The 25,658-nt window shown below is 56.3% G+C and carries 16 protein-coding genes and 1 pseudogene; 13 read left to right on the forward strand and 4 right to left on the reverse strand.

Annotation, left to right across the window (positions count from 1 at the left end):
- The first annotated feature begins 364 nt into the window (after positions 1-364).
- Both PM3016_RS05985 and PM3016_RS05990 read left to right on the forward strand, forming a co-directional pair.
- Positions 365-1,819: a GMC oxidoreductase gene (locus PM3016_RS05985; protein WP_014368751.1), complete on the forward strand. Its 1,455-nt coding sequence runs from the start codon at positions 365-367 to the stop codon at positions 1,817-1,819.
- A gap of 572 nt (positions 1,820-2,391) precedes the next feature.
- Positions 2,392-3,039, forward strand: coding sequence for a ThuA domain-containing protein (locus tag PM3016_RS05990; RefSeq protein ID WP_041619386.1), 648 nt, complete (start codon positions 2,392-2,394; stop codon positions 3,037-3,039).
- Between the two features lie 98 nt (positions 3,040-3,137).
- Here the strand turns inward: PM3016_RS05990 and PM3016_RS05995 are convergent, their stop codons facing one another.
- From PM3016_RS05995 to PM3016_RS06005, 3 genes are all read right to left on the reverse strand, one after another.
- On the reverse strand, positions 3,138-4,928 hold the full coding sequence (locus tag PM3016_RS05995) for a helix-turn-helix transcriptional regulator (protein WP_085979946.1): 1,791 nt from the start codon (positions 4,926-4,928) through the stop codon (positions 3,138-3,140).
- A gap of 180 nt (positions 4,929-5,108) precedes the next feature.
- Positions 5,109-6,449 (reverse strand): erythromycin esterase family protein, encoded by a 1,341-nt coding sequence (locus PM3016_RS06000; protein ID WP_014368754.1) that lies wholly within the window; start codon positions 6,447-6,449, stop codon positions 5,109-5,111.
- A 105-nt stretch (positions 6,450-6,554) separates the two neighbouring features.
- Positions 6,555-7,133, reverse strand: a complete 579-nt coding sequence (locus PM3016_RS06005; protein WP_013917464.1) for a sensor domain-containing protein — start codon at positions 7,131-7,133, stop codon at positions 6,555-6,557.
- 203 nt (positions 7,134-7,336) lie between these two features.
- Between PM3016_RS06005 and PM3016_RS06010 the strand changes: the two genes are divergently transcribed.
- Positions 7,337-7,552: a spore germination protein gene (locus PM3016_RS06010; RefSeq protein ID WP_013917465.1), complete on the forward strand. Its 216-nt coding sequence runs from the start codon at positions 7,337-7,339 to the stop codon at positions 7,550-7,552.
- A gap of 92 nt (positions 7,553-7,644) precedes the next feature.
- On the opposite strand, the gene PM3016_RS06015 is transcribed toward PM3016_RS06010, so the two are convergent.
- Complete coding sequence (locus PM3016_RS06015; protein WP_413783338.1) at positions 7,645-8,982, reverse strand: amino acid permease; 1,338 nt, start codon at positions 8,980-8,982, stop codon at positions 7,645-7,647.
- 321 nt (positions 8,983-9,303) lie between these two features.
- Between PM3016_RS06015 and PM3016_RS06020 the strand changes: the two genes are divergently transcribed.
- The 10 genes and pseudogenes from PM3016_RS06020 (at position 9,304) to PM3016_RS06065 (ending at position 25,479) form a co-directional block, all read left to right on the forward strand.
- Positions 9,304-10,857, forward strand: a complete 1,554-nt coding sequence (locus PM3016_RS06020) for a response regulator transcription factor (RefSeq protein ID WP_013917468.1) — start codon at positions 9,304-9,306, stop codon at positions 10,855-10,857.
- 1 nt (position 10,858) lies between these two features.
- On the forward strand, positions 10,859-12,601 hold the full coding sequence (locus PM3016_RS06025) for a sensor histidine kinase (protein WP_014368756.1): 1,743 nt from the start codon (positions 10,859-10,861) through the stop codon (positions 12,599-12,601).
- Positions 12,602-12,859: 258 nt separating this feature from the next.
- Positions 12,860-13,777: an ABC transporter permease gene (locus PM3016_RS06030; RefSeq protein ID WP_014368758.1), complete on the forward strand. Its 918-nt coding sequence runs from the start codon at positions 12,860-12,862 to the stop codon at positions 13,775-13,777.
- A gap of 31 nt (positions 13,778-13,808) precedes the next feature.
- Positions 13,809-14,690, forward strand: a complete 882-nt coding sequence (locus PM3016_RS06035; protein ID WP_013917472.1) for a carbohydrate ABC transporter permease — start codon at positions 13,809-13,811, stop codon at positions 14,688-14,690.
- A gap of 322 nt (positions 14,691-15,012) precedes the next feature.
- Positions 15,013-16,638, forward strand: coding sequence for an extracellular solute-binding protein (locus PM3016_RS06040; protein ID WP_014368759.1), 1,626 nt, complete (start codon positions 15,013-15,015; stop codon positions 16,636-16,638).
- 212 nt (positions 16,639-16,850) lie between these two features.
- The gene (locus PM3016_RS06045) at positions 16,851-18,419 is read left to right on the forward strand and encodes an ABC transporter substrate-binding protein (protein WP_014368760.1); all 1,569 of its coding nucleotides are present in this window, start codon (positions 16,851-16,853) and stop codon (positions 18,417-18,419) included.
- A 74-nt stretch (positions 18,420-18,493) separates the two neighbouring features.
- A pseudogene (locus PM3016_RS39075) lies at positions 18,494-19,035 on the forward strand (methyl-accepting chemotaxis protein).
- Between the two features lie 302 nt (positions 19,036-19,337).
- A complete protein-coding gene (locus tag PM3016_RS06055) occupies positions 19,338-20,627 on the forward strand; it encodes a Gfo/Idh/MocA family oxidoreductase (protein ID WP_014368762.1) in 1,290 nt (429 codons plus the stop codon).
- 24 nt (positions 20,628-20,651) lie between these two features.
- Entirely contained in the window at positions 20,652-22,946 is a 2,295-nt protein-coding gene (locus PM3016_RS06060; protein WP_013917478.1) for a glycoside hydrolase family 88/105 protein, read from the forward strand.
- 232 nt (positions 22,947-23,178) lie between these two features.
- Complete coding sequence (locus PM3016_RS06065) at positions 23,179-25,479, forward strand: helix-turn-helix domain-containing protein (protein ID WP_014368763.1); 2,301 nt, start codon at positions 23,179-23,181, stop codon at positions 25,477-25,479.
- Positions 25,480-25,658: the final 179 nt, after the last annotated feature.

Below are 25,658 nucleotides of genomic sequence, written 5' to 3' on the forward strand. Positions count from 1 at the left end.
CAGTATCTTGAGATTCATTCTCAGATGAACTGCAGCGCTTTCAAAATTGTTACATAACTGAAATATGTTTGTTACACGCTTTTCATCTTAAGGCTGTATGATAAGTCTCAAGACCCCCTTTTTAATATATACACCTTAAGGCCCTCCCCGTTGGAGGGCCTCTTTTTTTTGTGCAATGCGTCAAAACATGGATAAATAAGAACTTTTAGTGGGAGGGGAATGCCCGGATTTTAGGCTTGGGGACGAATTGGGGACGAGGGGGCGAAACGAACCATATTGCAATAGAAACGGATTCATAGCGGCTGGCACTGTGGAATATATAATAACCGAGGCTTAATACACTTGGGGATTGAGGAAAATACGAATGAGCAGTCCATTCATCTCTGAATGTCCGGAGGTTGCACAAGCGATTCAATTGAATTGGCTGCCGTTAGCATCGCTTGACGAGATGGAGCACCGGGAATATGATGTTCTCATCGTAGGTTCAGGTGCGGGGGGCGGTGCGGCTTTATGGCGAATGTGCCAGCGATGGGGGGCCGATAAGCGGATTGGTGTAATTGAAGCCGGGGATACTTTATTAGATACACATGCCCGCAATATCAGCACACTATCCGATGAATTCCGCTTTTCAAGCTATTTGCGAGCCGTCAAACAACCGGTTGAAGGCAGCGCTCCAGACATGTTAGGTGCAACGCAAGTGACTGCGCTGGGCGGAAAAACGCTGTTCTGGACCGCTATCGCCCCTCGGCCATACGCAGGTGTGCTGGCCGATTGGCCTGTACCGATGCAGGAGCTGAATTATTACTTTGGGATTGCTGAGCAATTTATGAACGTCCGAGACTATTTTTCTTTCAAATACCCTATGTGGGAAGTACTGTTGAATCGGCTGCAAGTGAATGGATTTCCGCAGGCGAAATATGCACCAAGGGCACTTGATTTTGAGCCGCTTAATTATAAAGGCACCATTAATTCCAACGTTTATTTCAGCTCTATCCAATTTTTGGGTGAAAGCTTAAACTTGCATCCCTATGATCTGGCTGTACAGGCGAGGGCCACCCGGATTCTCACCTGCGGCGGCAGAGCATGTGGCGTTGAAGTGATGAGGAAGGACAAGAGTTTTTATAGGTTGAAGGCTAAAAATATTATCCTGGCAGCCGGCGCTTTTCAAACCCCGAGACTTCTTTTGCATTCGGCAATTCCTGGACCTAGCATCGGCCATTATTTGCAAAACCACTCTTATTTGCGGGTCACCGTGCAGATGAGGCAGGAGGGGTTCGCGCAAGGAATCAGTTTCGAAGCATTTCCTTACGCATTGATTATTCCCCAGACGGAAGGCCACCCCTATCAAATCCAGGTTTATCCTTCGGGATTAGCAGATGAAAAGAAACTGGAATTGAACGCTTTTGGGAGCGTGGAACCTCGTTATGCAAACCGTATAACGCTTGATCCATATAAGAGGGATGAATATGGCGTTCCGATAATCAAGGTGGATTTCAGCTATAGTTACAGGGACTGGGCCGTTATGGCCCAAATGTCACAAACGCTGCTGCGTGCTGCCGCTGCCTGGGAGAGCGTAATTCAACCTCCCGGCATATGCCTGCTGCCTCCCGGCGCAGACAACCATGAATCGGGAACGTGCCGGATGGGCATCGATCCCTACACCTCGGCAACGAATCCATTCGGGCAAATTCATAACATAACCGGATTATTTGTTGCAGACAATAGTGTGTTTCCTGGTACAGGAGGAGCCAATCCAACGCTTTCGACCATTGCGTTAGCCATCCGGACTGCAGATTATATCGCAGCATCGAATCCCTAAGAAATGGAAAGAAAGCGTTTTACGTCAAATGTCCAGCTGTTATCGAGTTATGCCATTGCAGCCGCAACATTCGCTAGGTCCTCATCTGATCCTCTGCCGAAAACAATAAAATGGGCGCCTCGCCTGTGCAAAGTAAGCGTCAAATAGCCCCCACCTTGTCTAACAAGATGAGGGCTTTTTGAAATTATAGCTAAGGGTGTCTGACTGCTCGGAAAGCGGAAAAAAGCGACGCTGATTTATGGTATCCATGTTCATCAGAACATCGTACTCGACCTGGCTCATCTTCTCCAAGGAAGCCAAGGGGATCCATTCGACCTTGGATACCGGGCTTTTGATGGTTGTGGAATGCGTGTGGTGTGAAGCGGGGATTGCTTCGGAGAGGGATGGTTAACCAGCTTGTCTTTGAGAGTTCGCAATGTATCTTCAGGGCGATTCCGAACACATTGAGTGTTCAGTTGTGTCATACACTTAGTGGAGAAGAGAAGCTAATTATAGAAAGAAGGGAGAGGCTTCGCATGGCTGGATCTCTCTTGACGAGCACCCCCTTTTTTACCTACTGGAGAAAACCGGAGATGAAATATGCCTTAATTGTGCAGGGAGGATATTCAGGGCATCAGCCCCGCGTTATTGCCCATATTTTAGCCGGAGTTTTGCGCGAGCAGAACTTCGAGGTAGAAATTGCAGATTCACTTGATGTCTTTTTGGATGTAGAAAAACTAAGAAGAACTGATTTAATCGTGCCGATCTGGACCGCCGGCTCACTGACCCCGGAGCAGCTGAAAAATTTTACGAGCGTGGTTCAAGCGGGCACAGGAATCGCGGGCGTTCACGGGATGGGCGATGCTTTCCGTTGTGAAATTGAATATCAAGGGATGGTTGGCGGTCAGTTTCTCCGGCATCCTGGAGATGCGGGTGTCACCTACAAGGTTCATATTACCGAGCCATACAATCCGCTTGTCATGGGGATCGGTGATTTTGTCGTAACGACGGAACAATGGTATATGATGTTTGAACCGTCCGTTCAAGTACTCGCTAATACATATTTTGAACAGATAGATCCACCGCTGGTTTGGAGACCGGTAGGGATGCCGGTTGCTTGGATTAAGAAATACGGGAATGGGCGTGTGTATTTTAACGCCTTGGGACATTCCCCGGATATTTTGCTAATTCCTCAGGTGCTGACCATGGTTCAAAGGGGGATGGTCTGGGCTGCTCGGTGACATAGCACAGTACGTTCGCAGAAATCCTGAGGAATTCATAATCTGGATTCAGCCTCGATTATGCTGTAGCTTGCATAGGCTTGCATATAGGCCCTAACTTAATGAATGATCCCGATATCCAATGCTTTCTGGTAAGCTTCTTCCTTATTGTGTACTCCTAGCTTTATATATGCGGAGGAGGCGTAGTTTCTGACCGTACCGTCCGACAAATTCAGTTTAGAAGCTATCGTCTTGTACCGCAGTCCTTTGGCAACAAGCTGCAATATTTCTACTTCCCTGGCTGTCAGCTCATAGTCAGCGGCAGCCTTCAATTGCGGAGATTGGATGCTCCCATCGAATTTCTCGAATATTTTGTGGGACATCTCCTGATCGATCAACGTACCTCCTCGGTGAACAAGCCGGATTGTATCGGCCAGCTCAAGCAGTGCGGCCGATTTCAGGAGGAAACCGTCCGCACCGTTACGCAATAAGTCCAACGCTTGGTCCGTATCCTGAAACGTCGTCAAAATCAATACACGGATATGCGGCCATTGCTGCTTGATCAATTTGGTTGCCTGGGCTCCGTCTATGTGCGGCATATCTAAATCCATAAGCACAACGTGGGGCTGCAGAGGTCCGCACAGGTCGACGGCTTGCTCGCCATCCTCAGCCAAGCCGACTACGTTTAAATCTGGGCAATTGTCGAACAATGTCCGCAGACTTTCCCGAATAAACGGTTGATCGTCGGCCACCAGCAGACGAATAAGTTCGTCCGCCTTTTCCGCTGGTCTCGGCAAATTACAGACGACAAGCGTCCCATCTCCCGGCTTCGTATAGACGGACACTTGACCTTGCAGATTCATCGCCCGCTCCTTCATCGCGTTCATGCCAAAGCCCTCCCGCCATTCTTCCATCCCTCTTCCGTTATCCTGCACCTCGAGCCTCGTATATTGCTGCCCGAATTGCAGAGTAACGGTAATTCCCGTTGCCTGGCCATGTCGAACCGCATTGGTCAGCGACTCCTGCAAGCAGCGAATGAATGTCATTTTCGCTTGCCGGGACAGCGGGTACTCCTCTCCGTACGCGCTAAAGTTCACATCGACTTGAGCATGCTCCTGAAATTCATCTCCAAGCTTTTGCAAAGAAAAGACCAATGAGAGCGACTGCTGTGCAGACTCCATTTGATGCAAGTAGCTCCTCACTTCCTCGATACTTTTGCGGCCCAGCTCCAACAAGGAATCCAGCCTCTGTGTACCGGTATCGGTAGCAAGCTCGGAACGCAGTGTTTCCATTCCCATGATGATGGATGTATAAGCATGGCCGACGGTATCGTGAAGTTCCCTCGACAGCCTGTTTCGTTCTTCTGCCAGCGTAATGCGTTCGATTTGGGACATATATTGCTCAAGTACCTTATTTTGCTTGCGGATCGTTGTATTCTGCCGATGATTGACGATCAGCAAATGAAAAGCGAATCCCATCACATAAGCAAGTCCATAGTAGGTGACCATGAACCAATAGCCGTTGCTTGGTGCAACCATATGGAAAACTCCCGGCAATATAAAGACGGTTGCCGGGGCCGTCCAGCGATAGGACTGATGAGCGCTGTTCGCCGCGGTAAGAAACGCTGATACCAGGAAGGTAAGATAGGCTTCCGGAAATAGCGATGTTAAATGAATACATAGTCCGCCAAATAGCAGGATTTCCGTGAATAAATAATATTTATAGTTCAGCTGCAAACAAACCCATGGAATAGAGAAAGCGGCAATCTCTAAAAAAATGACGATCCACAGAGGCAGCGCCAGACCTTCTTGAAAACGTATCGTCGTGAGGATGAGTGAAAGGCTGGTAATAAGGCGGAGCCCCAGCATAATCCAATCATACCAAACCCATTGTTTCACCATATCCAACAAGTCGTTCCACCCCTAAGCAGCTTTCTGTTTGGTTTCCTATCATATTATAGTCTAAACCTAAATGCGGTGCCTAATTTGTTATCTAGTTACCCCTGATCTGGACAACCCAGCATTCTCGCTGCGCACGCTTCGCATCGCGGGTGGACTTCATCGTTGACTAGAAATAATGTCACTAAGATTTTATTGATTCAGTTGAGATGGGTTCACTTTCTGAATTTGAACCATGATGTCAAATGTTTTACCTAATGATACATCAACAGTTGTTGGGATATCTGGACCTACGGTAGTGATTCCAGCGAAAATGGGATGCTGCTCGTTTAGCCAAGTTTTTGTCACTCCGCTTGCCTTACGTAAATCAACAAAAAACTGGTCGTAATTGACTTGTCCAAACGAATAGTTATAGCTATTCGGGTCATCTAATTTTAATGTTCCATAGGGCCCAAATTCGTGGTTACTGTTATAAACATTGTAACGTCCCTCATAGACAGATGTTCCAATGGATACATACCGTTTTCCATAATGTTCTGCTAAATGCTGCCCCGCTACTTTAGGGTATACGAAAGGGATCATATTTGTTTTCGAAACGTGTCCATTATGGCCCCACACCATTGTTTTTCCTACATGTTCTTCTGTCCACTTCGCATTTTCATACATGGAAATATCGTGTTTCAAATAAAAATCTTTCGGGTTATCGGGATATGAAGCTGCCATTGTCGTAAATTGCTCGATAATACGAGCATTTTGTTTGATCCATGCGAACTCTTGGGATTTTCCATTCAGTTTACTTTTATTTTGTTCTAATAAAGTGCTGATTTGTTTCGCATCTGAAACATATTGCTCTTTATTTTCTTTCGTTAGGCCGCCAAAGGTATCTATATCCTTTGTTACAGGAATAAGGCCCTCCATCTTTTTTTCGAAACGGGTTACAAGTTTTGGATTATGTTTCTTTACATACTCTATGATATTGTTATACACATTTTCGTTTACTGTTTGTATATCCATCCCGATGATCCGTATTTTGGATTTATGCTTTGGATCAGCATTATATTGGCGTATCCATTGAAGTAGATCTATGATTTCTTTCGTGTTAAATACAGGCGATAGATACTGGCTCGGGTCCCCTTTACCCGTAAGAACATAGCGATCGAGTCCCAATGCTCTGTCCCATCCCTCTTCTAACACTAAGGCGTTAAAGCCCATTCCAAGTACCAAATAATTAACAATGCGATGTTTCATTGTAAAAACTTCATGAGCTCCATGCATCGCTTCACCGATACCAACAATTGCAGCTGATCCTACCATATCCTTAAGCGGACTTAAATCATGAAGAGATGCGGTTGGATCCGTTGTTTTTAATGGCACTGCATGCTCTTCTAACCATTTTATCTGTTCGGCTGTTTGATTTGTGTTGTAGGGAGCTGTAACAGTAGCTTCTGCTTTCGAAGCTGCATTGGTACTTCCTGTAAAACTAGTCAGTGTAATCATCGAAGCAGCAATTGCGATAACCATTTTCTTTTTCATAACATCCTCCTTAAATAGTTCCCAATACTCTCAGTAAGTCCCGGCCGGCACAGCCGGACGCACGCGATGCGAAGCGTGCGCAGCGAGAAAGCTGCGTTGTCCAGGCTACCGGTTTAGCTCCCTAATCATGCTGCGTGTGTAACCTCCGATTTTTTTCGCCAAACCATCAGCCAGCTTGGAGCTTATTGCTGCAAGCACCACTCCCACGGCCATGAAAAGAAGGGATTCCGCAAACGTGTCGACCTCCATGAAAATGAAATTCATCTTGACGTGCCGATACAACACTGGTGCCAACAGGCAAGCAAGGGGGGTTACATAGATTACGGCCGCACAGACGAGACTAACGAGTCCAATCAGAAATTTTCGCATTAACCAAAAGACGGCGTACCAGTTGCGGCGGTCCGTAAGTTCTAATTTGGATTGAGCCCAGACCGATGCACCTGTTGTTACTTTACTCTCGTAAGGCTCTGTCGTTATATCGGTATACAATTTTGTCTGCGTCCGTTCGAATTGGATGAACGTTGTAGTCGTTCGCAATACGCGTGTAACCAGGGGAATGCCGATTACTGTAAATGAAAGACTTAAACTGAACGACAAAGCCACCATGTAAAAGCAAAAGTAAAAAAATCCTGTAACGAAAGTGAACAATAAAAAATAACCATTCTGGATGAAACCTGATTTCATGAGGTTCATCGCTCCTCTCCGTGTCATATCCGCATCGTACGGCTTATTGCGTCAACCCTGCCAGTGTAAAAATGTCATATGACATTATTAAACGAAGGACCTGCTGCCAGTCGAAAGAAAACCACAAGGAGGGAGGCAGGCACCGATCGGGCGCTGGGCGAATATCATGGATCACGAGAATGGAAAGGGGAGTGGTTTGACGAATGCCGTCCATTGTGGGGAATGTCAAAGTCGACAGCGTCGGACCCAGCTCTACGGTACACATCGGAGATGCCGTGTGCATCATCTTGTCGAGTGCGTCCAAAAATTACGGGGGAGCGAATTCCTTCTCTCCTGGAGACAGCTACGGCAGCGTCAGCAACAACCAGAATAACCGGGTAGTGACGTATGATCCCGATGTCGTCGATAACAGCGGCTAAAGGGACCCCGGCTGCAAAATACAAGAAAACATCCCTCAGGGCACGCTGCCGTGTCCGGAGGGATGTTTGGGGTTCGTTCTGCGTTCTACGTCCTACGTCCGCTTGAACTTGAAGATGGAAATAACGGTCAATGCCGCAAGCACGACAAGCGAGGCCGTGATACTGATGCGGTTGCCTTCGTCCAGTACGAAGAGCAGGGCAATGATGCCAAGAGCCGCCGTAGTGAATAGGGTGATATACGGGAAAGCCCAGATTTTGAAGCTCGGATTCGTCGGATACGAACGGCGCAGCTTGAGCTGGGCCAGGCAGATCGCGATCCAGACGAGCGATACGACAAAGCCCGGGAAGGCCATCAGCAGCCCGAAGACCTGGTCCTGCGCCACGTAAGCGATCATGGAGCCGGAGACCAGGGCCGCCGCGGTGAGGGCCAGGCTGTAGACCGGCACGCCCTTGTCCGATACCTTCGCGAAGGCGCGCGGCGCCTCCCCTTCGGCAGCCAGGGAATGCAGCATCCGTGTACAGCCGTAGATGCCGGAGTTCGCCGCCGACAGGACGGCGATGATCAGGATGAAGTTCATGACATGGGCCGACCCCTGCAGGCCGGAGATCGACAGCACCTGGACGAAGGGGCTCGATTGGTCACTGAGCTCATTCCAAGGAATCAGACCGCAGATCACCAGGATCGGAAGCGTATAGAACAGGATGATTCTCCAGACAAAGTTCTTGATGACCTTCGGCAGGACGCGCTCCGCATCCTTGGCTTCCGTGACCGACACGCCGATGAGCTCCGAGCCGCCGAAGGAGAACATCACGATCAGCAGAGCGGAGAAGATCGACGCCACCCCGTTCGGGAAGAAGCCGCCGTGCTCTGTGAAGTTGCTCCAATAGTCGGTTTGGCCGCTTGGAATGACGCCGAACAGGATGCAGCCGCCCAGAACGATGAACACGATGATCATCGCAATCTTGAGGCCGGCGAACCAGAATTCGAATTCACCGTAATGCTTGACATTCATCAGGTTCACTCCGATGAGGAATGCGGTACAGCCGAGGCTGAGCAGCCAGATCGGAATCTGCGGGAGCCAGTACTGCAGGAAGCTCCCCGCCACGACCACTTCAATCACGCATACCGCCAGCCAGAGCAGACAGTAGAGCCAACCGATGACAAACGAGGCGCGGCTGCCGAAGGCCTTGAGGACAAAGCCCTTGATATTGGTGTTCGGATAGACGATCGCCATCTCGGCAATCGCTCCCATGACCACAAGCAGCAGCAGGCCAGCAAATACATAAGCCAGGACCACACCCGGTCCGGCGAGGGAAACGGTTTCGGCACTGCCCTTGAAGATGCCGGTGCCGATCGCGCCGCCCATGGCCATCATGCTGATGTGCCTGGGCAGCAGCTTCTTTTGAAGTTCTCCATTCGTTGCCACGATGATTATTCAGCCACCCTTGGTATGAAAATATTTCCATGTCGTGCCCTTGTTTGGCCCCTGCGCCAACAAGTTCCGACACTGAATTCTAACAAATTCTGAGGAAAGTGGAAAGGTGGAAAAGGTGGTTAATTTACAGTTGGTTGATAATGTAAGGAAAGTCGTCTTTCGGGGCAGATGACGCTCGTACGGTGCGGGGCCATCCCCAACAAGAGGGCCGGCAGGAAAATCCTTGAGAACCGTTCACTGAATATGCTATACCTGTACAAGGAGCACAGAAGTGCAACATATGATGAAAGCGATTGCAAAAAAGGGGGATCAAGCATGCTGCAGATCCTGATCGTGGACGACGAAGCGATAGAGCGGGACGGCATCAAGTTCCTCATCCGCAAGTTCGGGCTGGAGCTGGCGGTACTGGAGGCGGAGAACGGCGAAGAGGCGCTGGAGGTGCTCGCCGCCCATCCGGTGGATATTCTGTTCACGGATATCAAGATGCCGTTCATGGACGGGCTGGAGCTGTGCCGGAGCGCCAGGGAGCGATACGCCGGGCTTCGGATCATCATTTACAGCGCCTACGGGGAGTTCGAATATGCCCAGCAGGCGATCCGCTACGGCATTCATTCCTACGTGCTGAAGCCGATCGACGTGCAGGAGTTTACGGCTGTCCTGACGGGCGCAATGGAGCTGTGCCGGCAGGAGAAGGCATTGGAGGCGCAGCAGATTACGCTCAGGGAGGGCTACCATAAAGGGCTCGTCTATGAGAAGGAAAAGCTGCTGCTCGACCTGATCGGCGGCCGGGCGGACGGTGAAGTGCTGGAGGCCTTGTCGCAGGCGGGCGTCGCACTCAGTGGGCGGCTGGTACGGATGATCCTCGTCCACTTCGAGGGCCGTTTTTTTGGCCGCAACGATGCGGCCTTCCAGGAAGACATCCGCGAGACGGTGAGGGAAGACTGGGAGCTCCTCCACTTGAATGAGAGCCAGTGCCTGCTGCTCGTTCTGACCTCCGGGGAGCAGTTGGCCTTGAGCGAGGCGGAGGAGGGGGTCGGGGAGCGGCTGCGGCGCAGGCTGCTTGAGGGGTACGGGCAGCCGTGTACGGTCGTTGTCGGCAGGCCGGAGACGCCCGAAGGTCTCAAGGACGAGTACGAGCGGATGGAGGGGCTGCTAGAGAACCAGTTCTTTTACAAAGAAGGCACCGTGTTCTACACCGATCGGGCACAGGCGGGGCGGCCGCTCCCGGCGGATGCCCTGACGAAGCTGCTTGACCGGCTGTACTGGCATCTGGAGGCGAAGGATGACTACGGGTTCCGCCGCGGCATGGGGCTGTTCTTCGAGACGGTCCGCCGAAGCGGGCAGCACTCGGTGATCTATACGAAGTATCTGTGCATGGAGCTGACCCGGAAGGCGCTGCAGACTGCAGGCAGGGAGGCTGAGCTGGAGTGGTCCCACTATGTCGAGGGGCTCTTCTCCTGCCGCTCCCTGGAGGAGCTGGAATTCAGCGTGCAGAAGGCGCTGGACTTGATCCCTATAGAAGACACCCATGCGGGCGGTGCCGTTCACACGAAGAAGGTCATCAAAGATGTCGTGGGGCTGATTGAGGACAACTACATGCACGATATCTCCCTGAGCTGGATTGCCGAGCAGGTGCACCTCACGCAGACCTACCTCAGCTACCTGTTCAGCCGGGAGAAGGGTCAGCCCTTGATCAAATACATCACGGGGCTGCGCATGCAGAAGGCGGCAGAGCTGCTGCGCGAGACCCATCTGACGGTGGCGCAGATCAGCGAGCGGGCGGGATATACGAGCGATTCGTACTTCGGCAAAATCTTCAAGAACCACTACGGCGTCTCCCCGGCCAAGTACAGGGAGATGAGCTCCTGAGATGGGGATGAACCGGCTCCTCCATTATTTTCAGAACCTGAGGTTCAAACAGAAGCTGTTCAGCTCCTATCTGGTCGTCTGCATCATCCCGCTGATCGTGCTAGGGGCCTTCTCGTACTACCAGGCGAGCCGCTTCCTTCTCCAGCAGGCCGAGCAGAACCTCGACGAATCGATCGGCGGTCTGGCCGAAGGCTTGGACTTCCGGACACGGCAGTTCGAAGCGGTGATCAACTCGGTGACCCAGAATATCGTATTCAAGCAGATCTTCGTCCACCATAACGGGAACATCACGGGACTGTACCGCGATTATGTCGATCCGTTCTTCAGCAACATTCTAGACTTCAACCCGGATCTGCTCCAGATCTCCGTCTTCACGGATAATCCCGATATTCTTCGGGGGAACTACATTCTGCCGTTGGAGCTTATTCACGGGATGCAGTGGTCCCGCAGCCTGAAACAGGACGGTACGCAGTGGATGGGGTATAACGGCAAGGTGTTCGCTACCCGTCTGTTCGCGGACAACGACAGGGGGACGAATACGGCCTCTTCGGCTGTGCTGTTCCTCAGTCTCGACGAGGACAGCCTGTTCCAGGGGCTCCGTGAGATTCAGGCGGATGCCTACCATGTCAGCATCCGGGACGGGGAGGGCCGGACCGTCACCTCCCGGAGCGCCGCCATGCCGGAGGACTTCCAGCCGCCTGCCGTGCTTGCAGCGGACGGGCCTGCCAGCGGCTACCTGACCGTAGGGCAGACGGAGTACCTGTACCTCCGCAAGGAGATCCCGGGCGCCGGCTGGGAGCTGCTCTACTGCACGCCGAAGGATGCCATTGCCGTCGATGCCCGCAGTATCGTCGGGGCCACGGCGCTGATCATTGCGGTATGCCTCCTCATCCTGGTGTTCCTCATCCGGATGTTCTCGAACACCTTCGTGAACCGGATCACGAAGCTGAACACGACGATGATGCTGGTCGAGAACGGGAACCTGAAGGTCGAGGTCTCGAGTCCTTCGCGCGATGAGATCGGGCAGCTCACCAACCGGTTCGGCCGGATGCTGAACAATATCAACACCCTGATCGAAGAAGTGTACCAGAGCAAAATTACGCAGAAGGAAGCCGAGCTGAAGGCGCTGCAGACGCAGATCAATCCCCATTTTCTCTACAACACCCTGTCCATTATCAACTGGAAAGCCCTGCAGGCTGACGCGATGGAGATCAGCGAGATCACGACGAACGTATCGAAGTTCTACCGCACGGTACTCAACAAGGGCCGGAATATCATCCGGGTGCGGCACGAGCTCGAGAACGCCAGGGCCTATATGCAGATCCAGCTCGTCATGCACAGCCACAGCTTCGACTTCCTCTGCGAGGTGGAGGAGCAGGTGCTGGAGTTCGATACGATCAACCTGATCTTCCAGCCCATCCTCGAAAATGCGCTCGAGCACGGTATCGACCGGATCCGCAAAGGGGAGCGCCGGGGCCGGATCGCCATGCACGGGTTCCTGGAGGGGGACCGGGTGACCTTCACCATCGAGGATAACGGGCCGGGCATGGATGCGGAGACGGCACGGGAGGTGCTGATCGCCAGCTCCAAAGGCTACGGCCTCAAGAACGTCAATGACCGCCTGCAGCTCCGCTTCGGCGCAGCCTATGGATTAAGCTTGCAAAGCTTACCGGGGCAGGGGACGAAGGTGACCGTTACCTTTCCCCGGTATATCGAAGGAGTGTCCCTTCCGGAAGAAGGGTAGTCCGAAAGTCCAGTTTACGCGCTTCGGAACTTCTTCCGTTGAGGAGGTACTCCGTATGCTCCCCTTTCACAATAACGACGTCTGTGTTGATCGGATTCCGATCGGCGCAGGCGTCTTTTTGTATGCCGAGTGCCCTAAAAAAGTACCGGAAATCGAAAGAATCTCCGATTTCTGCGTAAGAAAGCGTTTGCTACACTTGCTGTACAAGGAACGGGACGGTACCTTCCGTTCATTCATCCGGGAAGGAGAAGGGTGCATTTGGACAATAAAGGAATTCCCCTCGGGAAGCTGCTCCGAAGGGATAAAGCACTGATTCTGATGTTTTTGCCGATATTCCTGTACTACTTCATCTTCTGCTATCTGCCGATGCCGGGCATTCTCATCGCCTTCAAGAATTACACACCGGGCCAGGGCATCTTCGGCGGGGACTGGGTCGGGTTCAAGTGGCTGCTCCAGTTTGTGAACTCGCGGTACTTCTGGAGGCTGCTGCGCAATACGTTCCTGCTGGCCTTTTATCCGCTGGTGATCGGCTTCGGGGTCCCGATCCTGTTCGCGATCTGCGTGGTCGAGCTGAAGAACGGCCTGTTCAAGCGGTTCGCGCAGACCGTGACGTACCTTCCGCACTTCATCTCGACGGTGGTGATCGCCGGGATGATCATCAACTTCCTGTCGCCGACGGACGGCATCGTCAATACCCTGCTCGCCAGCCTCGGGATGGAGCGGATCAACTTCATGATGGCCCCCGAGTGGTTCCGCACGATCTTCACGGCTTCGGGCATCTGGCAGAGCTTCGGCTTCTCCTCGATCATCTACATTGCGGCGATCATGGGCATCGACCAGGAGATGTACGAATCCGGGCGGATCGACGGCGTGAACAAGTTCCAGGAGGTCTGGCATCTGACGCTGCCCAGCCTGAAGCCGACGATCGTCATTCTGCTGCTGCTGTCCATCGGGAGCATCATGAGCGTGAATTTCGAGAAGGTGTATCTGCTCTACAACGGGGCGACTTACGAGACGGCGGATGTGATCTCGACCTATGTCTACCGGCAGGGCATCGAATCGCAGAATTTCGGTTTTGCTACGGCGGTGGGCTTGTTCAACTCGGTAATATCGTTCGCATTGGTCTTCTTCGCCAACCGGTTGAGCCGGCGGGTGAACGATATGTCGCTGTGGTAGAGGCCAAGCGAAGGGAGGTAGTAAGGCGGTTATGCAAAAATCACGGATCGATCAAAGCTTCTACGTATTGGTGTATGCGCTCACACTTCTGGCGGTCGTCATCACCTTGTATCCGTTCCTGTACGTGGTCAGTGTCTCGCTGAGCTCGGTGGAGGCGATCGACAAGAAGCTCGTCACGCTATTTCCGGTCGACTTCAGCCTGAGCGGCTACCGGATGGTGCTGCAGTATCCGGATTTGTGGAGGGCCTACTACAACACGATCTGGTATACGGTGGTGGGTACGGTGTTCAACATTGTAGCGACGTGCCTGGCTGCGTATCCGCTCTCCAGGAAACGGTTTTTCCTGAGGCGCAAGCTCAATTTCTATATCGCGTTCACGATGTACTTCTCGGGCGGGCTCATCCCGCTCTACATGGTGATCACCGAGCTTGGGTTGTACAACACGCGGTGGGCGATGGTGCTGCCGGTGCTGGTGAGCACGTTCAACGTCATGATCCTGCGCTCGGCCTTCGAGAATATTCCGAATGAGATCTTCGAAAGCGCCAGCATGGACGGGGCCCGGGAATTCACGCTTCTGTTCCGGCTTGCGATTCCCCTGACGAAGCCGACGCTTGCGGTGCTCACGCTGTATTATGCGGTCGCCCACTGGAACGATTTCTTCAACGCGCTGCTGTATCTGGGCAAGCAGGAGCTGCAGCCGCTGCAGATTTTCCTGCGGCGGGTGCTCATCATGGCGTCGCCGGAGGTGCTGCAGAAGATGGGCGGGGAGACGGCGGCCACGTCGCTGGCCGTCTCGACGCTGCAGGTGCGGTATGTGGCGATTGTCGTGAGCATTCTGCCGATCATCACGATTTATCCGTTTATCCAGAAGTATTTTGTAAAGGGGATTACGCTGGGGGCGGTCAAAGGGTAGCTCAATATGTCATTTTGCGCTCCGATGAGCTTCGCTCATAGGTCGCTACCAAAATGACATATTTTCGCCGGCAAGGTAGGGGCAAGGGCAAGAACATCAGAGCAGACAGAACAGCAGAAACCAAAATCAAAAACCAAACGCGCATTTTGCGCTCCGTTGAGCTTCGCTCAAAGGTCGCTCTCAAAATGAGAGGCTTTTTTACAACATCAAAACATCAAGACACCAGAACATCAAGACACCAAAACATCAAAAGACCAAAACCGCAAAACCCAAACAGCAAAAGGCATAACAGCAATACATAAAACCCAGGGAGGCAAAGACGATGAACCAAAAGAGTAAAGCAAAAAGCATGGCCAAACCGGCGGTGATGGCAGGCTTGGCGGCGGTGCTGGCGGCGGGATGTACCGGTACCGGAGGAGCGCCGGCGGGCGGAGGGGAGACGGCGGGGGCGCAGGGAGGAAGCAGTACGGCGTCGCCGAGCTTCAACTATACAGGGGCGGGGCCGGTGACGGATCAGCCGGCATCACTGAAGATCCTCGCGACCAATGCGTGGAGCAATAATGTGGATCTGACGAACGCGCCGATCGTGCAGGAGGTCACGAAGCGGGCGGGAGTGACCGTCAACTGGGAGCTCATCCCGCCGACGACGTACCAAGACGCCATCAGTCCGCGGCTCGCGGCGGGAGCGGACCTGCCGGACATCGTCTACCTGCTCGATCAGGACCAGACAATGAAGAATATCCAAGGCGGGCTGTTCAAACCGCTGAACGAATACATCGACAAGTACGGTGTCAACATCAAGAAGCTGTTCGAGAAATATCCGGAGCTGAAGGCCAGCCTGACGACCCCCGACGGCAAAATTTATTACATCCCGCAGCTCGCGGTCACCAAGAACTACATGCCGACTTTCATGGTCAACATGCGCTGGCTGGATAAGCTGGGGCTGAAGGAGCCGACGACGCTGGATGAGTTCACGGAGATGCTCCGGAAGATGAAGTCCGGCGATCCGAACGGCAACGGCAAGCCGGACGAGATTCCATTCTCCGTGCAGCCGAAGCTGCTCGCCAGCGCCTTCGGACCGGTGTTCGGCATGGATCTGGCCAACAGCTTCTATACGGATAAGGACGGCAAGGTGCACTATGCTTACTACGAGCCGGCTTACAAGGAATACCTCACCTACCTGAACGGGCTGTACAAGGAGGGACTGCTCGAGCAGGACTTTGCTTCCACGACGTCGGATCAGATCACCTCGAAATTCTCGCAGAACCTCACGGGGGTTACGTTCAACTTCAGCTACTATACGTCGATGGTCTACAGCAAGCTGTTCAAGGATTATGATCCGAACACGCCGCTGATCAAGGGCATCGCCCCGCTCAAGGGGCCGCACGGGGACCAGTTCTACATGGGTCGCAACCCGATTACCGGGGTATTCGGGATCTCGAAGAACGCGGCCGATCCGGAGCTGGCGTTCCGGTTCCTCGACTATGCGAGCAGCGAAGAGGCCAAGGAGATCTATGCGTGGGGCCTCAAGGGAGAGACATATGAGGTGGTCGACGGCAAGAAGCAGTTTACCGAGAAAGGGAAGGACAACGATTTTATACAGAAATTCGGCATCAATCCGGTGAACCTGCCGATCGAGCAGTCGGTCGAATCGACGGATGTCCTTGTGGCGCCATGGCATGCCAAGATCGACAAGGAGATGGAGAAGTACATCAAGCCGCCGTTCCCGTTCGTCTACGCGCTTCCGGATGAGGCCGGCACCGAGAATACGGTCATGCCGGATATGACGACCTACGTGAATGAGATGAATATCAAGTTCATCACAGGCAAGGAGAGCCTCGACAACTTCGACGCTTACCTCAAGGCACTGAAGGGCATGGGCATTGAGGACGTCATCAAGGGAAGACAGGCGCAGTACGACCGGTATCAGGCGGCAGGCAAAAAATAAAGGCCCGTTCACGGCACGGCAGCTCCTTTCAGAGGGGCTGCTGTGTTGTGGCTTCCTGCGGCCCTGAGCAAGGATTCGCGGGACGGACCGAATTTCGGTTTCCCGGGAGGGGAGATTGCGGTACAATCGGGGGAAGAGGCGGGCGGTCGGCCGCCGTGTTCAGGCCATTATTGTATCCGTTTTCAAACAGTCGGAGGGAAGGGGAAGCCGCATTGCAAAAGAAAGTGTACGTTCCGATCCTGGTGCTGCTCGCCGGGCTGCTTGCTGCAGCGGGTGTGCTCTTCCTCGCGGTCCGTCACCTCACCCGCGCGGACGGGTCAGGACAGGCGGCCTCCCGGCAGGAGGCCGACCGCGCCACTCTTCAGCCGGCAGTGCTGAAGATCGTCTTCCCGCTGGAGCGGCCTGCGAACGAGGCGGAGGTGATCCGGGCCGTTGAAGCGAAGCTGGCGCAGGACGGTCTCCCTTTGAAGCTGGAGATTACCTATATCCCGTACGCCCAGTACTGGAATAAGATATGGCTGCTTGCCGCCAGCGGCGAACCTTATGATCTCGTGGTGACGGCCTACTCGAATATACCGGATCTCGCAGCGAAAAAAGTGCTCGCCCCGCTGGATGAGGCGCTGGAGGGCTACGGCCCAAGCCTGGTGAAGAGCACCCCGGCTTACGCATTCAAGGGAGTGACGGTGAACGGCCGCATCTACGGTATCCCCCGTGTGATGCCGATGGCGGAGTTCCAGAGCTTCCTGCAGATCCGGGGTGACCTTCGGAAGAAGTACGGCCTGCCGGAGATCCGGACGATAGCCGGCATGGATGCCTATCTCGAGGCGGTGTCGAAGCATGAGAAGGATATCGTCCCTTACTATTATGATACGGGCAAGTTCTTGCTGCGCGAATACGGCAATGCAGCGTTCCTGGCCGGGGGATTTTTCAATTCCCCGGTTTATATTGATCCAGACGACCCCGATCTGCTGGTCAGGAACACCTACGAGTCGGACCGCTTCCGGGATATTATGGCGAAGATGCATGAGTGGCAGGCCAAGGGCTATGCGCCTTATCCGCCTTCCGTCACCTCGCAGTTCCCGGACCCGGAGCAGGCCTTCCTTTCGGGGCGGGTGGCTGCCACATGGAGCGTGGTCATGAAGCAGACGGAGCGGGTCGATGACTTCAAGGCGGCCCATCCGGAAGGGGAGCTCGAGAATGTGTATCTTCATCCGGAGAAGCCCAAGTATCTCTTCACGGCGGCGGATAACATTCTGTCCGTGCTGTCCACCAGTGCCCATGTGAAAGAGTCGGTGGCTTTCGTGAACTGGCTGAGAAGCAGCCAGGAGAACTTCGATCTTTTTACCTATGGAATCGAGGGCGTTCATTACAAGCTGAAGGACGGAGCCTTATCTTATGAAGGAATTCCCCCGGAGCGGCGCTATACGCCGGTCCACTGGGCCTGGGATGATATCCGGTATGCCCGGTTCAGCGAGCATATCCCCAAGGAGTATGCGGCGGCGCTAAGGAGTTGGGACCAGGACGCCGTGCTCTCGCCCACGCTGGGATTCGTACCGGACCTCGCGCCCGTCAAATCCGAAATGGCCCAGCTCCAGGTGATCACCGGCGAATATCTCCCGCAGCTCTATGATGCGGGGGTGGACTGGGAGTCCGTCATGGGCGCCTTCCGCGCGAAGCTCAAGGATGCGGGGATCGACCATGTGGTGGAGGAGATCCAGGAGCAGTTCGACCGGTTCAGAGAAGAGGGCGGCGGTGCATCCGGCATCCCGGGCGATTCCTGATCGTCGAAGGGCTCGGCGGGACGATCAAATCTCTCGGGGAGCGTTCCCAGGAGATCGGCCAGATCGTCGAGGTCATTACCGGCATCGCCGGCCAGACGAACCTGCTCGCCCTGAACGCGGCGATTGAGGCGGCAAGGGCAGGAGAGAACGGCCGCGGCTTCGCCGTAGTGGCCGGCGAAGTTCGCAAGCTGGCGGAGCAGTCCGGGTATCGGCCCAGAAGATCTCGCAGCTCGTATCGCTCATTCAAGAAGAGGCGAACAAGGCCGTCCTCTCGATGAACAGCGTAACGCAGGAAGTGACGCAGGGTATGGGCGTCGTGGCCGATGCCGGACAGTCGTTCCGGCAGATCCGCTCTTCCGTAGGCGACGTGACGAGCCAGATCGAGGAAGTGTCCGCTTCGGTGCAGGAAGTCACCACGGGAGCGGAGCAGGTCGTCCACCATATGGGCGAGATTACGAGAATGGTGGAAGAAACGGCTTCCGGCACCCAGGCGGTATCCTCGGCGGCCGAAGAGCAGCTGGCTTCCATGCAGGAGATCCGCGCTTCCTCCGAAGCCCTCTCCGAGATGGCCGAGGAGCTGCAGCGCCTGATCGTTAAATTTAAAGTGCAGCGTTAAGTTCAAAGTGTAGCGTCAAGTTAATAGCATAGTCTTCACCCGGAGCACCTGGTTCATCCCTTTCCTTGGGAGAGCCGGGTGTTTTTGGCGTTTGGCCGGCGGGTACCTGACCAACCGATCCGCCACGGCACCAACCGATCGTGCAGGAACGGGGCTTCTGCCGCAATGGTCCATGGTCTGGGCAAACGGGCCATTGAGACGCACATGGTCCCGAGGTACGATAAGGCCCGAGAAGAACACCGGAGCTGCGGTTCATTAGGAAGGCGCGGAAGCCCGGTGGAACTTGGGGAGGAATTGGAGTTATGGGAGCGAAAAAAACGTACGTGCTGGTAGGATCCGGAGGGCGGGCGGAGTTTTATTGGTCCGCGATTGCCACGCAGTTCAAGGAGACGTCGGAGCTGCTGGCTTTTTGTGACACGAATGAGACCCGCATGAACTATGCGAACAAGCGTCTTACGGAAGTGTACGGAGCGGCAGCCGTTCCGGCGTACAAGGCGGAAGACTTCGACCGGATGATCCGCGAGGTGAAGCCGGATACGGTGATCGTGACCACGGTGGACCGCACGCATCATACCTATATCATCCGGGCGCTGGAGCTCGGCTGCGACGTCATTACGGAGAAGCCGATGACCGTGGATGAAGACAAATGCCAGGCGATCCTGGACGCGGTGGAACGGACGGGCCGCCGGGTGCGCGTGACGTTCAACTACCGGTATGCCCCGCACCATACGAAAGCGCGGGAGCTGATTGCAAGCGGCACGATCGGGGATGTGTTCTCCGTGCACTTCGAGTGGCTGCTGAATCACAAGCACGGAGCGGATTACTTCCGCAGGTGGCACCGGGACAAGCGCAACAGCGGCGGGCTGCTCGTCCACAAATCGACGCACCACTTCGATCTCGTGAACTTCTGGATCGGGTCGCGGCCGGATACGGTGTTCGCTTTCGGCGACCTGCTGTTCTACGGCAAGGAGAATGCGGAGCGGCGGGGCGAGACCCGGTTCTACGACCGGGCAACCAGGAATCCGCTGGCGGAGGACGATCCGTTCGCCCTGCATCTGGACCGCAACGAGAATCTGAAGGCGATGTATCTGGATGCGGAGCATGAGGACGGGTACCGGCGCGACCAGAGCGTGTTCGGGGACGGTATCTCCATCGAGGACACGATGGGCGTCATGGTGCGCTACAAGAACAACGCAATCCTCACATATTCCCTGAACGCTTACCTGCCCTGGGAAGGGTATCGGATTGCCTTCAACGGAAGCAAGGGGCGTATCGAGATGTCGGTCGGCGAGAAATCGTACGTGAACTCCGGGGGAGACAAAGCGCAGGAAGGCGCGGTGAAAAGCCGCTCGATCCGCGTGTTCCCGATGTTCGGGAAGCCGTACGAGGTGGAGGTGGAACTGGCCGCAGGCGGACACGGCGGAGGGGATCCCGCCCTCCTGAACGACCTGTTCGGCGAGCCGGCCGAAGACCCGTTCCGGCGGGCGGCGGACCACGTGGACGGAGCGAGGTCCATCCTGACCGGCATTGCGGCCAACCGGTCGATCCGGACAGGGCTTCCGGTACGGGTCGACGATCTGGTGCGAATCTAAAACAAGAGGGGAGCGGGAACAGATATGGCTTACGTGGAGGAACACGAATCGATTGCCGCGCGCACAGCCGGGCGGACGGAGGACATGCTGACGGCGGTGGTGAACCGCTATATCGGGGCGAACCCAAAGCTGCCGCCGGTGTACCGGGTGTTCAACAGAGGCGGCTTCCTGAGGGATGCGGAGTACCGCTATGATATGAATCTGGCGGAGAAGTTCGGGGAGCTGGAGGACGGGCTCTTCGTGTATGCCTGGGCGAAGCTGTGGGCCGAGCAGGAAGGCGAGCAGCCTCTGCGGATCTCGTGCTACGGGCCCGTGCGGGCGTTCGTGAACGACGCCTGGGTGTTCCAGTCGAACCAGCGGGACGACGTGCTGCCCGACCAGACGGCGGAGTTCAAGGCGCCGCTGCGCCGGGGCTGGAACCACGTGGTGCTCGAATTCACCAGCGCAGCGACCGGCTGCGGGGGGCGGTTCGGCACCGGGCTCATCAAGGCGGCGCCGCTGCACTTCCTGGCCCCGACCAAGGAACGGGAAGGGCAGGAGGGGTGGGTCTACAGCGAGCCGCAGGCGGTCCGCTGGTACGGGCTGAAGCCGGCGGAAGCGGAGCTCTCGGGAGGCGAGCCGATGGGGGCGCCGGGCCGTGAGGCATTCCGCATGGAGTCGCTGGCGCAGGAGAGCGGCGCCCCGGTCCGGTGGCTGCCGGACCGGTCTTGGGACGCCGAGGCGGTGCAGCGCGGCCGCTTCGCCCGGGTGATCGGCGGGGAGACGGAGCCCGGAAAGCTCGCCTTCGCGTGGGCGAAGCTGGAGAACCGGGGCGCAGCGCCCGCCGAGGTCACGCTGAAGGGCCGCCTTGCCGGCCGCACTGCGTTGTATCTTGGGGGCCGGCTCGTGTACGAGACCCCGGCGGAAGGCGGCGGCAGCGGGGAGATTGCGGTGGTGCTGCAGGTGCCGGCCGGCAGCCATGATTTCGTGGTCCGGGGGCAAAGCGAAGGCGAGGGAGCCCCGTGGGGCTTCGACTTCGAGCCCTTCAGCGGTCCGGAGGAAGTGCGGTGGGTGCAGCCCTCCCCGGTATTGGGGATGGGAGAGGATCCCTGGCTGTACCTCGGTCCCTTTGACAGGGGAGCGGAGCCTTCCGTCAGCGAGGTGCCCGTCATGGAGACACTGTTCGGCGAGGGCGAGGAGCGGGTCTACTGGCGGGTGGACCAGCCGCGCGGATGGGTGAGGCCGTATCTCGAGAATCCCCTGTTCGGCCGGTGGAATTATCCGCTCGGCGTGACGCTCTACGGCATCCTCCAGACCGGCAAGGAGCTTGGCCGCGCGGATTATATCGACTACGCGGCCGATCACATCGGCCAGTGCACCCGGCTCGGCGAGTACTCCGAGTGGGATGCCCAGCAGTACGGCGGACCGGGGACGAATCACCAGCTTGCGCTGATCGACTCGCTGGATGACTGCGGCTCCTTCGGGGCGACGATGCTGCGGGTTCTCCGGGAGCGGGAGCTGCCGGGAGGCCGGTGGGCGGCGGACCGGATCGCGGAGTACATTACCCGCGAGCAGGACCGTCTGCCGAACGGGATGCTGTACCGCCGGCGGGGGCACAGCCAGCTCATGCACGGAACCGTGTGGTGCGACGATCTGTACATGAGCACCCCGTTCTTGTGCCGGTACTACGAGCTGACGGGCGACGAAGCTTATCTGACGGATGCGGCGAATCAGTTTCTGCGCTACAAGGAGCTGCTGTTCATGCCGGAGCGCCGCATCATGCACCACGTCTATAACCTTCGATTCGGCAAGCCCAATACGGTCCCTTGGGGCCGGGGCAACGGCTGGGTGCTCTTCTCGCTGACCGAGCTGCTCGAGACGATGCCGGAAGGGCATGCGAAGCGCGGTGAGATCCTGAGCTTCTACCGGGAGCTGTGCTCCGGGTACCTCGCGCTGCAGGATGAGTACGGCTTGTGGCACCAGGTGCTGACGGACCCGCAGTCTTACCCGGAAGCTTCCTGCACCTCGATGTTCATCTACGCCTTCGCCCGCGGCGTCCGCTTCGGCTGGCTGCCCGATCCGGGCCCTTATGTGCAGGCGGTGCGCCGGGGATTCGACGGGCTCACCCGCACCTGTATCGACAAGCAGGGCAATGTGTACGGCGTGTGCCGCGGCTCGGGCTATTCGTATTCGGCGCTGTATTACAAAGAGCGGCTGTCCTGGCTGCTCAACGATACGCATGGCATCGGCATCGTCCTGCTCGCGGGGATCGAGACGCTGAGACTGCAGGCGCATCTGGCGTCGGGGACACAGCCGGCTGCAGCGGCGGGCAAGCGGTAGACGGCGGCAGGCAGCTTCAGAGACCGCGGCGGAGTTGGCCTCAGCCGCGCGTCCTTTGCATGATGCTTCATTTTCCAAGCGATACCGGAAGAACCGCATAAGGCAGACAGTCCGTTGAAGATCCGGCGGCTGTCTGTTTTTTCATGGGATCCGCCGGTCAAGGTAGGAATTGGCACACCTGTGGTCGAATATAAAAAAGAGTGCGCTTACATTACACACGGGAGGTGACGGGATGTCCAGATTCCAGGAGTGGCTCAAGGGCAATTGGCGCAATACCCAAGCCCGGCTGGTACTGATTATGACGCTTTCGGTTTCTTTGATCATCTTTACGGTGGGACTCGCTTCCTACTATACCTCGAAGTCCGTGCTGCAGAGCGAGCTCAGCGAGCCCCAGCATCTCAAGCTTCGCATTGGGATGAGCTATATCGACAAGCAGGTGGACGAGGCGAACCGGCTCGCGGTCAAGATCTCCCTGCACCCGGCGGTGCGGGAATTCCTCACCACAACCGAGCAGGGGGCTTACGGTCCGACGACGCAGCTCTATGGGGTGCTCGATGCCCTGTTCCTGAGTTCCCCTTACCTTAACAGCATCCATATATATGACAAGGAGCGGCAGAGCTTCATCGGTTATCCCGACGGTTACAGCTCGCGTTCCGAAACATTTCCGGATCACACCTGGGTGAAGCAGGCCGAAACGATGGGCAGCCGCCCGATGATGATCGCCAGCCGCAAGCTTCCGGAGGGCACCAGCCATGCCGGCCGCGACCAGGTGACCCTGTACCGCACGATCAAGATCGCGGGACAGAACGAAGGTCTGATCGCGGTGAACTTCAACCCGAATGCGCTGTTCTCCCAGATGACAGGCAGTGAGGTATCGAGCCTGAAGAGTCCGCAGTTCATCTTCGATTCCGCAGGGAAGCTCGTTTTTGCTGCAGGAGCTGAGGATTTCGGCGTGGATACGGGTACGGTGCTCGGCGCGCTGCAGGCTCTCGGTGGAGATCAGTTCGGCGAGCTGGCTTATGCGGGAGGCAGGCTGCTCCTGTCGCACACCCGTTCCGAGCTGACGCAATGGGAATTCGTCTCCCTCGTCTCCCAGGACGAGCTGCTCGCGAAGACGGAGAAAATCCGCGACGTCGTCCTTCTGGTGGCGGCCGGTGCGCTGCTGCTCGGTGCCTGGACGATCGTCCACATCAATTCCGTTGCCTTCCTGCCCGTGCGGCGCATGCGCTCCATGCTGCATGCCTACAAGAAGGACGGCGTATCGCCGGACCTGAACGATCTGGAGCAGGTAACCGGCCGGCTGCTCAGCGACCACGACAAGCTGTCGCAGCTGATCCGGCAGACGCTGCCGGAGGCGGCCTCCAAGTTCGTGAAGGAGGCGCTGGCCGGGCAGATCCGCTCCTCCAAGGAGTGGAAGCACAAGTGGACGTGCTATTTCCGGGATTGGGATGAGGGGCCGCTGACCTTGGCCGTGCTGTCCATCGACCGGTACGGGGAGTGGGTACGCCGTTACCCCGATCACGATCACCTGCTGCTGAAGTACGCGCTCGCCAATATTACGGAGGAGCTGTTCGCGGCGAAGTGGCGGACCGTATGCCTGGATCTCGGCCATGACCGGATGGCGCTGCTGCTTCAGCCGCGGGAAGCGGAGACGGAGGGGCCGGAGCAGGGGCTGCGGGAGGCGGAGGAGACGATCCGGCGCCTGCTGAGCTTCAGCATCTCGGCGGGCATCAGCCGGCCGTGCCCGGATGCGGGAGCGCTGCAGAGGGCTATGCAGGAGGCGGAGACGGCGCTGGCTTACCGGCTGTACCTGGGCTGCGGCCGTGTCATCCCATGGGATGACACGCTTCAACAGGGAGGCGGGGCGGTCACGCTTCCGTCCGAAACACTGATCGGCGGCCTCGCGGACGCCGTGGAAGCCGGGGCGGCGGACCATGCGCTGTGCCTATGGGAGCGGATCCGGCGGGAGCTGGAAGAAGCCCGGACTCCGCCGGCTGCCGCTCTGTCCTACGTGAATGCTCTGAGGCACAGGCTGAACGGCATCTCCCGCGTGAAGGAGCAGGGCGGCGGGGCGGAAGCCCGGGAAGCCCCGTACGGGGAGACGATGCCTCTCGCCGAGATCGGCGAAGCTATGGCGCTGGAGATCCGGGAGCTCGCGGAGAGCTTTGCCCGCACGGCCCGCAGCAAGGAGTATCTGCAGGTCCAGGGCATGATCGAGTACATGAGGCAGCATCTCGGCGACAACGTCGGCGTACAGGACATTGCGGCGGCGGCCGGCATCTCGATCTCTCTGGCCTCCCAGCTCTTCAAGCAGGAAACCGGCGAGACGATCCACGATTACCTGACGGCGCTGCGGGTGGAGCGGGCCGGGGAGCTGCTGCTGCAGACGCCGAGCAAGATTGCGGATATCGCCTCGATGGTCGGCTACCAGCATGAGAACAGCTTCATCCGGGTCTTCCGCAAGTATAAGGACATTACGCCGGGCAAATACCGGGAGCTGATGAAAGCCAAAGCGGCGCCGGCAGCCGAATAGCTGGTAGGCGGCACGATTAGACAGCCCCGGCAGGGCCCCCTTGGAGCGGAATTCATATTCGCTCTAAGGGGGCTTTTTGGTGCAGGCGTGCAGCCGGCGAGGCGTGGCACAGCTCTCCCACAGAAGGCCGGCCAAGGCGTGGGTCCCCCGTCCCTGCAGCCGGGGAATCTGCCCAGGCA

Origin of the sequence: Paenibacillus mucilaginosus 3016, from assembly GCF_000250655.1 — a bacterium.
GTDB lineage: Bacteria > Bacillota > Bacilli > Paenibacillales > NBRC-103111 > Paenibacillus_G > Paenibacillus_G mucilaginosus.

Bases quoted from the DNA above. Each gene is read 5' to 3' on its own strand.
- PM3016_RS05985 (WP_014368751.1), top strand. From the start codon at position 365: ATGAGCAGTCCATTCATCTCTGAATGTCCGGAGGTTGCACAAGCGATT.
- PM3016_RS05990 (WP_041619386.1), top strand. From the start codon at position 2,392: ATGAAATATGCCTTAATTGTGCAGGGAGGATATTCAGGGCATCAGCCC.
- PM3016_RS06000 (WP_014368754.1), bottom strand. From the start codon at position 6,449: ATGAAAAAGAAAATGGTTATCGCAATTGCTGCTTCGATGATTACACTG.
- PM3016_RS06005 (WP_013917464.1), bottom strand. From the start codon at position 7,133: ATGAAATCAGGTTTCATCCAGAATGGTTATTTTTTATTGTTCACTTTC.
- PM3016_RS06010 (WP_013917465.1), top strand. From the start codon at position 7,337: ATGCCGTCCATTGTGGGGAATGTCAAAGTCGACAGCGTCGGACCCAGC.
- PM3016_RS06020 (WP_013917468.1), top strand. From the start codon at position 9,304: ATGCTGCAGATCCTGATCGTGGACGACGAAGCGATAGAGCGGGACGGC.
- PM3016_RS06025 (WP_014368756.1), top strand. From the start codon at position 10,859: ATGGGGATGAACCGGCTCCTCCATTATTTTCAGAACCTGAGGTTCAAA.
- PM3016_RS06035 (WP_013917472.1), top strand. From the start codon at position 13,809: ATGCAAAAATCACGGATCGATCAAAGCTTCTACGTATTGGTGTATGCG.
- PM3016_RS06040 (WP_014368759.1), top strand. From the start codon at position 15,013: ATGAACCAAAAGAGTAAAGCAAAAAGCATGGCCAAACCGGCGGTGATG.
- PM3016_RS06055 (WP_014368762.1), top strand. From the start codon at position 19,338: ATGGGAGCGAAAAAAACGTACGTGCTGGTAGGATCCGGAGGGCGGGCG.
- PM3016_RS06060 (WP_013917478.1), top strand. From the start codon at position 20,652: ATGGCTTACGTGGAGGAACACGAATCGATTGCCGCGCGCACAGCCGGG.
- PM3016_RS06065 (WP_014368763.1), top strand. From the start codon at position 23,179: ATGTCCAGATTCCAGGAGTGGCTCAAGGGCAATTGGCGCAATACCCAA.